Source organism: Teichococcus globiformis, from assembly GCF_042646265.1.
GTDB lineage: Bacteria > Pseudomonadota > Alphaproteobacteria > Acetobacterales > Acetobacteraceae > Pseudoroseomonas > Pseudoroseomonas globiformis.
On the sequence record NZ_JBHRTN010000019.1, the window covers coordinates 38,615 to 48,970 of the forward strand.

Annotated in this window: 11 protein-coding genes; 6 read left to right on the plus strand and 5 right to left on the minus strand. The window is 64.3% G+C overall.

The features are described 5' to 3' along the window. Nucleotides 1–211 precede the first annotated feature (211 nt). The gene (locus ACFOD4_RS18940; protein ID WP_379598971.1) at nt 212–1,888 is read left to right on the plus strand and encodes an alpha/beta hydrolase; all 1,677 of its coding nucleotides are present in this window, start codon (nt 212–214) and stop codon (nt 1,886–1,888) included. Nucleotides 1,889–1,909: 21 nt separating this feature from the next. Here the strand turns inward: ACFOD4_RS18940 and ACFOD4_RS18945 are convergent, their stop codons facing one another. After that, nucleotides 1,910–2,371, minus strand: a complete 462-nt coding sequence (locus ACFOD4_RS18945) for an Lrp/AsnC family transcriptional regulator (protein WP_379598973.1) — start codon at nt 2,369–2,371, stop codon at nt 1,910–1,912. 92 nt (nt 2,372–2,463) lie between these two features. On the opposite strand from ACFOD4_RS18945, the gene ACFOD4_RS18950 reads away from it, so the two are divergent. Then, on the plus strand, nt 2,464–3,789 hold the full coding sequence (locus tag ACFOD4_RS18950; RefSeq protein WP_379598974.1) for a cystathionine gamma-synthase family protein: 1,326 nt from the start codon (nt 2,464–2,466) through the stop codon (nt 3,787–3,789). A 355-nt stretch (nt 3,790–4,144) separates the two neighbouring features. After that, nucleotides 4,145–4,399: a hypothetical protein gene (locus tag ACFOD4_RS18955; RefSeq protein ID WP_379598976.1), complete on the plus strand. Its 255-nt coding sequence runs from the start codon at nt 4,145–4,147 to the stop codon at nt 4,397–4,399. Between the two features lie 15 nt (nt 4,400–4,414). On the opposite strand, the gene ACFOD4_RS18960 is transcribed toward ACFOD4_RS18955, so the two are convergent. Beyond that, a complete protein-coding gene (locus ACFOD4_RS18960) occupies nt 4,415–4,912 on the minus strand; it encodes a glutathione peroxidase (protein ID WP_456316910.1) in 498 nt (165 codons plus the stop codon). Between the two features lie 205 nt (nt 4,913–5,117). Between ACFOD4_RS18960 and ACFOD4_RS18965 the strand changes: the two genes are divergently transcribed. Together ACFOD4_RS18965 and ACFOD4_RS18970 are read left to right on the plus strand one after the other, a co-directional pair. Continuing rightward, on the plus strand, nt 5,118–5,987 hold the full coding sequence (locus tag ACFOD4_RS18965) for a glucose 1-dehydrogenase (protein WP_379598978.1): 870 nt from the start codon (nt 5,118–5,120) through the stop codon (nt 5,985–5,987). A gap of 11 nt (nt 5,988–5,998) precedes the next feature. Continuing rightward, complete coding sequence (locus ACFOD4_RS18970) at nt 5,999–6,223, plus strand: hypothetical protein (RefSeq protein WP_379598980.1); 225 nt, start codon at nt 5,999–6,001, stop codon at nt 6,221–6,223. A gap of 50 nt (nt 6,224–6,273) precedes the next feature. On the opposite strand, the gene ACFOD4_RS18975 is transcribed toward ACFOD4_RS18970, so the two are convergent. Then, complete coding sequence (locus tag ACFOD4_RS18975) at nt 6,274–7,101, minus strand: Crp/Fnr family transcriptional regulator (protein WP_379598982.1); 828 nt, start codon at nt 7,099–7,101, stop codon at nt 6,274–6,276. A gap of 10 nt (nt 7,102–7,111) precedes the next feature. On the opposite strand from ACFOD4_RS18975, the gene ACFOD4_RS18980 reads away from it, so the two are divergent. Beyond that, on the plus strand, nt 7,112–7,519 hold the full coding sequence (locus ACFOD4_RS18980; protein ID WP_379598984.1) for a response regulator: 408 nt from the start codon (nt 7,112–7,114) through the stop codon (nt 7,517–7,519). Nucleotides 7,520–7,561: 42 nt separating this feature from the next. Here ACFOD4_RS18980 and ACFOD4_RS18985 read toward each other — a convergent pair whose 3' ends face one another. Together ACFOD4_RS18985 and ACFOD4_RS18990 are read right to left on the minus strand one after the other, a co-directional pair. Next, nucleotides 7,562–8,248 (minus strand): MBL fold metallo-hydrolase, encoded by a 687-nt coding sequence (locus ACFOD4_RS18985; protein ID WP_379598986.1) that lies wholly within the window; start codon nt 8,246–8,248, stop codon nt 7,562–7,564. Between the two features lie 101 nt (nt 8,249–8,349). Then, nucleotides 8,350–10,089: an ATP-binding protein gene (locus ACFOD4_RS18990; protein ID WP_379598988.1), complete on the minus strand. Its 1,740-nt coding sequence runs from the start codon at nt 10,087–10,089 to the stop codon at nt 8,350–8,352. Between the last annotated feature and the right edge of the window lie 267 nt (nt 10,090–10,356).

Here is a 10,356-nt window from a genome sequence, read left to right on the forward strand (position 1 = left end):
CCGGTCGCGCGGTTCCCGCCATCGGCGGAAGCAACACGAACCGCCGGCACCGTCGAAGGCGCACCCCCCCTTCCCGCAGCCGCGACGAGCGGCTCGTCCGAAGCGCAGCCGGGCCCTGGACAAGATTCGGCTTCTGCGGCAGGCGAAAGGAATGGCGGCCGGCTGCAGGAAGGACGGCGCGTCACGGCGCATCTTCGGAGGGAAAGCTGGCATGGGGGGCGGCGTGTCCACGCGATGGTTTGAAGGCCGCTTCATCGGCTCGCTCTGCGGCACCGGGCTCTGGCTCGGAACACTGTTCTTTGCGGGATCCCTGACGCCAAGCCTTGTGCCACGCGACGCTGCGCTGCAGGGCGTGCTTTCGGGGGTCTCCTTCGGGCTGGGGTATGGCATCGGTGTCGCCCTGCGCGCGCTATGGCGCTTTCTTCAACTGCCGGGCCTGGATGAAGGGCGCCTCGGCACGGCGCTGAAGCTGCTTGCCGCGGCGGCTTGCATCGGCCTGGCGGCGGCCTTTCTGTGGCAGGCCTCGGACTGGCAGAATTCGATTCGTGTGCCGATGGGCCTGCCGCCCGTGGAAGGCGCCAGACCGGCCGTTGTCGGGCTGGTTGCGAGCCTTGTTGTGCTTGTCCTGATCTTGCTGGCGCGGCTGTTCAAGGTGGTTGCCCGGCGGGCGGCCTGGCTGATCGACCATGTCGCGCCGCGCCGCGTCTCTGTGCTGGCCGGCATCGCCGTCGCGGCCGTGGTGTTCTGGGCCATTGGCAACGGGATTGTCCTGCAGGCCGGTATTCGCGCCCTGGATTCCAGCTACAGCCGCCTCGATGCTCTGATCGACGACGATCTCGGCGTGCCGGAGGACACCTTGAAGACGGGCAGCGAGGCATCGCTGCTGCGCTGGGACGAGTTGGGACGGATGGGCCGATCAGCGGTTTCCGCCGGCCCGTCGCGTGCCGAGATCGAGGACTTCACCGCCGAACCCGCCCTGGAACCGCTCCGGATCTATGTCGGGCTGAACTCGGCCGAGAGCATCGGTGAGCGGGTCGACCTCGCTTTTGCGGAAATGCAGAGGGTTGGGGCGTTCGGGCGATCGGCGCTCGTCGTCACCACGCCGACCGGAACCGGTTGGCTCGATCCCGCCAGCCAGATGCCGCTCGAGTACCTCCACCGCGGCGACATCGCGACCGTCGCCGTCCAGTATTCCTATATGGCGAGCTGGCTCACCCTGATGGTCGAGCCGACCTATGGTGCAGACACCGCCAAGCAACTCTTCCGCAAGGTGTATGATCATTGGCGGCAGCTGCCTGAGGCGACACGGCCCAGGCTGTACCTGCACGGCCTCAGCCTGGGGGCGCTGAACTCGGATCTTTCGGTGGATCTGTTCGATGTGATCGGCGATCCATTCCAGGGGGCGCTGTGGAGTGGGCCGCCCTTTTCCAGCCGCACATGGCGTCAGGCCACGGCGCAACGGCTGCCGGGCTCGCCGGCATGGTTGCCACGCTTCCGCGACGGGTCGGTGGTCCGCTTCACCGGTCAGGACAACGCCCTGCACGAAGCCGCGGCGCCGTGGGGTCCGTTGCGGATCGTGTACCTCCAGTATGCCAGTGACCCCATCACCTTCTTCGAGGCGAATTCTGCTTTCCGCTCGCCGGACTGGCTCAGGGGAACAAGGGGTCCCGGCGTGTCGCCCGAACTGCGCTGGTACCCGCTGATCACCTTTCTGCAGCTTGCCCTCGACATGGTTCTGGCCACCTCAACGCCCATGGGCCATGGCCACGTCTATGCCCCTGAGCATTACGTGGATGCCTGGATCGAGGTGACGCAGCCACAAGGCTGGCCGGCCGAGCGGATCGAGACTTTGAAGCGCCACCTGCGGCAGCGGATGGACAATGGATAGGGGATCCGTTCCGCCGCGTCCTCAATAGGGCAGCGGCACCTCGTTCTTCACCTGCCCGATCAGCACGCTCGTTTCGATACCGAAAACACCCGGCAATTCGGCAAGGATCGAGCGCAGGAACAGGTTGTAAGTCTCCATGTCCCGGACGTTCATCTCGAGAATATAATCATGCGCACCAGTGATGAGGTTGCAGCTCGTCACCTCCGGCAAGGCGCGCACGCGCTCTTCGAAGTCGCGGATCGTGGCACGGTCGCGGCTCTGCAACTTGATGAAGGCAAAAAGCCGAAGGCCGTAGCCACAGGCCTTCATATCGATGTCCAGCGTGTAGCGGCGGATCACCCCTGCCTGTTCAAGCTGCCGGATACGCCGCCGCACAGGCGTGGCGGAAAGGTTCACCTGCTCCGCCACACGTTCAACGCTGAGCCGTGCATCACGGCTCAGCAATTGGAGGATCTTGCGGTCTATCGCGTCAAGATTAGTCATTTCCCACCAAGGATGATGGTAAATCAGGCTTATTCAAGCGGGATTCCTCTGCTCGCGTGGCGTATCATGGCAATGCCGAAAGGGAGGAAGCCATGGCCAAGGATTTCAGGCGGACGCATCTGGATGGGCACCCGCTGCATCCGCAAACGCAAATGACCGCCTTCGGCTATGACCCCAGCCTGTCGGAAGGCGCGGTCAAGCCACCGGTTTTCCTTACCTCGACCTTTGTCTTCGAAAGTGCCGAGCAAGGCGCCGACTTTTTCGACGTCGTGGCTGGACGCAAGCCGGCGCCGAGCGGCATGGGCGCGGGCGGTCTGGTTTATTCGCGCTTCAACCATCCCAACCTGGAAATCGTTGAAGACCGGCTGGCCTTGTACGACCGCGCCGAAACTGCGCTGGTTACCGCCTCGGGCATGTCGGCCATCAGTTGCGTGGCGCTCAGCTATCTGCGCCCGGGCGACAGCATCGTGCACTATACGCCGCTGTATGGCGGAACCGAGACCCTCATCGGCAAGGTGTTTCCACAATGGGGGATCAACCCGTTCCCCTTCACCGACGGCACCAGCGCGGAGGCGCTGACCGAGGCGCTGACCAGGGCAGCGCGACAGGGACCGGTGAAGATGCTGTATCTGGAAACGCCTGCCAATCCGACCAATGCACTGACCGACCTCGCACTGGTCCGGCGAACTGTGGATGAATGGTCGCGCGGCTCCGGTCAACGCCCCATCATCGTTTGCGACAACACCATGCTCGGGCCGGTATTCCAGCAGCCGCTGGACCATGGCGTGGACATCTGCGTGTACTCGCTCACCAAGTATGTCGGGGGCCATTCCGACCTGGTGGCCGGCGGCATCACCGGCTCGCGCGAGATGCTGAGGCCCGTGCGCCAGACCCGCTCGGCCTATGGCTTCCAGCTTGATCCGCACTCCTCCTGGATGCTGGCGCGGTCCATGGAAACGCTGTCGCTGCGTATGGAGCGCGCGGCAGAGAGCGGCAGAAAGGTCGCCGACTGGCTGGCCAACAACCCGCACATTCCATGCCGCGTGCTGCACCCGGAGCACCTTGCCGAAGTCGAACGTGCCATCCATGCCCGGCAGTGCTCCGGCCCTGGCTCAACCTTCTCCTTCGTGGTCGAGGATAATCGGTTGCTGGCTTTCCGCATCCTCAACCAGCTGCGGATCTTCAAGCTGGCCGTATCCCTGGGCGGGACGGAGTCGCTGATCTGCCACCCCGCCTCCACCACCCATTCCGGCGTCCCCGTGGAAACCCGCGCGGCCAGCGGCGTGACCGAAGGACTGATCCGCCTTTCCGTTGGCCTGGAACATCCTGATGACCTGATCCGCGATCTTGAGCAGGCGTTCCGACACACGGCAGCGGCGATGTCGCGCCCGCTCGCTGCCCCAGTCCCGGTCGGCTGACACGGTGCCATGGCTGGCAAGCCATGGCCGCGCCTGGACGGCGACGCGGCCGGCGGTCCGGGCGCGGCAGGGCGAAGGAGCGGCACGTGGGACGAAGCAGGCTGCGCCAACTCTCCCCGCAGTGCGGCGCGAACCGGCCTGACCAGAACGAGGTTCCTTCCGGCTGAAGCCGCTGAGGCTGGCGGCGAGCCGCCTGGAACGAGAAGCGGTGGACCATCGCCACCGCCGGCATAACGCCATGGCAGCGCCGCCGCGGCCAGTGGAACAACAGAGGCCCGGCACAAGAGGGTCGCGATCCGCTGCGGCGCCACGCTATGCTGGCAGGCCCTGCCAACTGAAAAGGGCGAACCTCATCATGCGGATCTCCACATCGCTCGACGCTGAGGTGCTGCTCGATGAGCTGACCCAGCTTCAGTACGAATTGACCAAGATGAAGGGAAAGCTGTTGAAGCAGCACCGCGAATGCCTGCGGGGCAGCCCCATCGAGGATGATGTGGAGCGCGTCACACGGGGGCTGGACTCGCTCTCGGGGGCTATCGAGCGCCTCACGCGCAGACGCGGCCAGTTCATCGGCGAGATCGAGGCCGCTGGACCACAAGGCTCCGCCTGACCAAGGCTACGCGCTTCAGAGCAGAGCAACAATAGCCTCGCGCAGGTCTGCGGGCTTCGTGGTGGGCGCGTAGCGGCCCACCACCGCGCCGTGCCTGTCCACCAGGAACTTGGTGAAGTTCCACTTGATGGCAGGGATACCGAGCAGTCCTGGCCGGCTGCTTTTCAGCAGGCGGAAAACGGGATGCGCCGCCGCCCCATTCACCTCCACCTTGGCGAAGATTGGGAAGGTGGTCTGGAAGCGGCTGGTGCAGAAGGTGGCGATTGCTTCATCCCCACCAGGTTCCTGACGCCCGAACTGGTTGCAGGGAAAGGCCAGGACGTTGAAGCCGCGGTGGCCGAATTCCTGCTGCAAGGACTCCAGCCCGGCATATTGCGGGGTAAAGCCGCACTGGCTGGCGGTATTGACGACCAGCAGAACCTGACCCCGAAAATCGGAGAACGGCACCGCCGCGCCATCGCCGCGCTGCGCGGACAGCGCATAGAAATCCGTCACGTCCTGGCTTTGCTGCAAGAATTTCGTTCCTTCTGAATTGCCGGCAGCGCCTGGCTGGAGATCGAACGGAACCATGGCCCTTCCGTTGCGCTGCCCCAGCGGCCGGCACCGGCTTGCCATGGTCAGCCGCCTCCTTTTGCGTCACCACGGGCATCCCCTGGCGTCCAGCCGCATTTGTTCCAGTGAGCCCCCTCCATGTGAGCGGCAAAGCCGGAGTTTCAAAATGAGTCAGGACGCTGACGCCTATCCCAACCCCCCTCAGCCGCGCCAGCAGCAATCGCCACCCGGAACGACCAAGGAGCTGGATCCTGCGCCCGACCATGGCGAGCAAAGCTACCGTGGCAGTGGCCGGCTTGCAGGCAAGGTGGCGCTGATTACCGGCGGCGATTCAGGCATTGGCCGCGCGGTTGCCATCGCCTATGCCCGCGAAGGCGCCGATGTCCTCATCTCCTATGAGTCCGAGGATGAGGATGCGGAGGAAACCGCGCGCTGGGTGCGTCAGGCCGGCCGCGAAGCTGTGCTCCTGCCCGGTGACATCAAGAGCGAGGAGCATTGCCGCAGCTTGATCCGCACCGCGATGGAGCGGTTTGGCCGACTGGACATCCTGGTCAACAACGCGGCAATGCAGCGGAGCCACGAGGATATTTCCGAGATCAGCGCGGAGGAATGGGATGCCACCTTCCGCACCAACATCCACTCGCAGTTCTACCTGTCCAAGGCGGCGCTGGAAGTGATGAAGCCGGGCGCGTCGATCGTGAACACCACGTCGATCAACGCAAAAAGCCCGAGTCCGAGCCTGCTTGCCTATGCCACCACCAAGGGCGCCATCGCCAATTTCACGGCGGGCCTGGCGCAGATGGTGGCCAAGCGGGGCGTGAGGGTGAACTGCGTCGCGCCCGGCCCCATCTGGACGCCGCTGATCCCTTCCACCATGCCGGAAGAGGCCGTGGAAAGTTTCGGCGAGAATACCCCGCTCGGCCGTGCCGGGCAGCCTGCCGAGCTGGCACCGCCCTACGTCATGCTGGCTTCCGACGAAGCCAGCTACATCACTGGTGCGTTGATCCCCGTCACCGGTGGCCGGCCCATGCTGTGAAGGAGAAGACGATGAACGATCCGATCGACCGCGAAGGCCTGAAGAACTGGGGCCATGGCCCCGCCACGGGACGGCCCAAGAGCGTCGGCCCGCATGATGTCCGCAAAGATCAGACGGACCCGAGCGACAAGGGGCTGGATCCGAAAAGCTACAATCCCAAGCCAGGCGACCAGAACAACCGCACCCCCGAAGATCCGGGTCCCGGTGGACCGGTGAACATTCCCACAAAGCGCTGAAGCAGAGCGCCGGAGGCACACGGCTTGGCGCGGGGATGGTTCCCCGCGTCCTATTCGCTGACGCCCCGTTCGTGCCCTTCACGGTCCAGATGCAGGTACGCCGGGTTGAACATGCTGGCGGCCATTAGGTCAGGCAGCCGCGGAACCGTGAGCATGCGGTCGCGCAGGATGATGAGGCCTGCGCCGCGCAGCTCCTGCAGGGTTCGGTTCACATGTACGGCCGACATGCCCATGACATCCGCCAACTCTATCTGCGTCAACGGAAATTCGCAGCGATCCTCATGCACGAGGCCGATTGAGCGCAGGCGGAAAACAAGCTCGCACAGCAGGTGGGCAATCCGCTCGTAGGCATTCCGCTGACCCAGATTGACGGTCCATTCCCGTTGGATGGCGATGTTGACCAGGGATTCCCACCGCAGCCCAAGCGCCACGCGCGGATAGCCAAGCAGAAGCTCGTCCAGCGCAGCCTGGGACAATTCCGCCATAGTGACAGGCGTCAGCGTTCCAATCGAATGATCCATCTTGCGCAGGATCAGAACATCGAGGTCGCACAGGTCTCCCGGCAGGAAAAAGGCGACGATCTGACGACGGCCATTCTCCAGCTGCTTGTATCGGCAGGCCCAGCCGGAGAGGACAAGGAACATGTTCCGCGTCGCCTCACCTTCCTGAATCACATCCGTATGGGCGGGAAACCGCCGGACGCGCTCATCACCGATTTTCTGGAGCGCGTCGCGGTCGCCCTGCGAAAGTGGTGTGAAGTTCAGGAGCTTTCGGACCAAGGCAGAGGTCATCATCGCAACATCGCCCCCAAGCTCACGGTTACGACAGCTTAGTCCCGCGCCCGCTAATCTAGGTAAGTGGCTGGCCAGACGCCTCAAGCTATGAACGGTGTCGAACCTGCAGTGGGTCACGATCTTGTCGGATGAGGTGGAACGATGGCCGGATCTCTATGGCCGGACCATCCTGATCGTTGAAGACGAGTTCTACATAGCCATCGACTTTGTGGAAGTGCTCGGGAGGCATGGAGCCGTGATGCTCGGGCCTGTGCCCGCCTGCGACGAAGCCATGATGCTGCTGGACCAGTCTCCAAGGCTGGACCTCGCCATTCTCGACATCAATCTGCGGGGACACTCGGTTTTTCCTGTCGCCGACCGGCTGGAGAAGAGCGGCATCCCCTTCGTGTTCGTTTCGGGATACGATCGGGACATCCTTCCCGAGCGCTTCCGTAACCGTGAGCTATGGCAGAAGCCGGTCGCGGAACAAGGCCTCCGGCAGATGCTCTCCTGTCTGGCCTGAGCGGAGCTGCGAGGTCGCGATGAACCGCTGACCGCGCGCAAGCTACCGCGACTGCTCCAGCACGAAAACATGAGGTGACCGTATCGGCAAATCGTCGGGCTTCAGCTCCAGCTCGGCCCCGCGGATCCAGGTAACGGCGTTGGCCGGGAAGCGCTCGGTGAAGCGCTCCACCGGATCGATCTTCAGCACACCGCGCGGGCTGTAGTAGTGCATGGGAATGATCACCCGTGGTCCGATCACCCGGATCGCCTCGTCCAGGTCATCCAAGGCGATGGTGGCGTGCCCGCCAGTAAGGGCCAGCAAAACGTCCACCTCTCCGCGCAACGCCTCCAGATGCTTCTGCGCGACCGGGTTGCCGATGTCACCCATATGCAGCACCCGTAGCCCGCCCAGGATGAAATGATACAGCGCGTTGGCGTCCGGATCCCGCCCTGCTTCAGCCTGATAGTCGAAGGTCAGGCTTTCATAGGCCAGGAACGGGCGGATGGTGATGCCGCGCAGCACGGTGCCCGACGGAGGCAGTTCCAGGGCGTTGACAACCACTGGCTTGCCCAGGACGTGGCTGGGATCGGAATGGAAATCGTCCGTTGCCGAACTCATGATCACGAGGTCCGCGGGCTCGCCAATCAGGTCAAAGCCGCTTCGGCGCGGATTGTAGGGGTCGGTGATGATGGAGAGGCCGTCCGCTTCCAGGCGAAAGCTGGCATGGGCATAGAACCTGATCTTCATGGTTCCTCCTGTGTGGCAAGCCTTACACGGCATCGGGTCGCCGCCACGTTCATCCCAGGCTTGGCGGAAGCATGGCGCCTCCGCATCGCCGAGGTCGATTCTTATTCGCGAGCGTGGCCGAAATCCGACAACTGCCTACCGGAACCGGTGCGGGCCCCGCTCCTGAGGGCCGCCTGCACCCGGTCGATCATCTCGCTTCGCTTGTAGGGCTTGCCCAATACCTCTAGCGCCACCTGTTGCGGCCCGTCCAGCGACATCTCGTCACTGTATCCGGTGGTCATCAGCACCGGCACGGCCGCATCGCGCGATCGCACCCATTCGGCAAGCACCAGACCGTTGGCGCCACCAGGCATCACCACGTCCGAGAATACAAGGTTGAACGGATTGCCTGCCTCCCGCGCCTGATCGAAGCGCTCGATGGCCTGCTCGGCGCTAAAGGCCACAGTGACGCGGTAGCCGAGGCCGGTCAGCGCTTCCTCCGCCATCCGGGCGATCTCCTGGCTGTCATCCACCACAAGGATATGCGCCGCCGCGGCGGTCTCCACCGGCCGGGCCTGATAACCCGCGGCGTCCGCGATCGCCTGCGGCTCCTCGGGCAGGAAGCGGGGAAAAATCATGCTGACGGTGGTGCCCTTTCCCGGCTCGCTCTCGATCTCCAGCCGGCCGCCAGATTGCTGAACGAAACCCTGCGCCATGGCGAGCCCGAGCCCGGTGCCCTGACCCGGCCCCTTTGTGGTGAAGAAGGGTTCGGCCGCACGCGTCCGGATGTGTGGCGGCATGCCGACGCCCTCATCCGTGACCGACAACACGACGTAATCGCCCGGCTCCAGCTGATGCGCCGCCGCGTCACCGTTCAGGTGGATCAGCCGCGTCGTCACCGTGATGGAACCACCCTCCTGAGAAGCGTCCCGCGCGTTCACCACGATGTTCAGCAACGCCATCTCGAGGTGGTTGGGGTCGATCTTCACCTCCGGCAGCCGCCGTTGCAGGTTGAAGTGCAGGTCGACCTTCTGTCCCGCCGAGCTTTCCAGCAACTCTCCGAAGGAATGCACCACGGTGCTCAGATTGGTTCCCTTCGGCTCCAGGCGGGTGCGCCGCGCGAAGGCCAGCAGCTGGCGCGTCAGCTTCGCGCCACGTTCGGCAGCGGACACGGCGGACGAATGGTGCCGCTCGAAGCTGCGTTCATCGTGGCGCTTCTCCCGCAGGAGCTCCAGGCTGCCATTGATGATCTGCAGCAGGTTGTTGAAGTCGTGCGCCAGGCCGGCCGTGAGCTGGCCGATGGACTCCATCTTCTGCGCCTGCCGCAAGGACTGCTCGCTTTCGCGGCGCTTCGAGACATCCAGCTGGCTGGCAAAGAAGTACAGCAACTCGCCCTGCTGATCGAAGACCGGCCCCATGAAGATCGCATTCCAGAAGGGAGAGCCATCCCTCCGGTAGTTCAGGATCTCCAGGGCCACAGGCCGCTGCTCGCGAATCGCGTTCCGCATCAGGGACACCGACTCCGGGTCGGTGCCGGCGCCCTGAAGGAACCGGCAGTTGCGGTTGAGGACTTCGTCCTCCTCGTAGCCGGTCAAGTCCAGGAAAGCGTTGTTGGCGAAAACGATCGGGCAATCCACCTGCCGCGGATCGGCTAGGATCATCGGCATGCGCGTCATCTCGACCGCCGCGAAGAACACGCCGCCGCGCTCCTCGAGGCCCGGATCGGTGATGTTCGCCTGTTTCCAGTGATGCAATCCCGGCCGCCCCAGCGGCTCCCGCCCCCCGACATCCATCGCCCCTTCGGCGGGAATGCCGGTGCCGTCATTGTGCGGCTTCGGAGTGTCCTCGCGATCTTCGGTCATTGGCGAGAAAGGGCCCCTTCCTGGAAGCAAGCGAAAGATGCCGCCAATGCGAAGCGGCAGCAGCCTACCGGGAGGCGCCAGCCCCCTCCGCGCAGGTCGGTCTAACGCCTGGCGAGGGAGCTTGGTTGTTGAAAAACGGCCAAGCCTCGTCAGCGGCGGCCGGCCGCAGTGTGTTTTCAGGCGTGGATGGATTTGGTGTTGTTGTTGGATGGGATGGTGTGGCGGATGGGGTGGGTGGTTGGTTCGCGGAGGACGTATCCGCGGCCC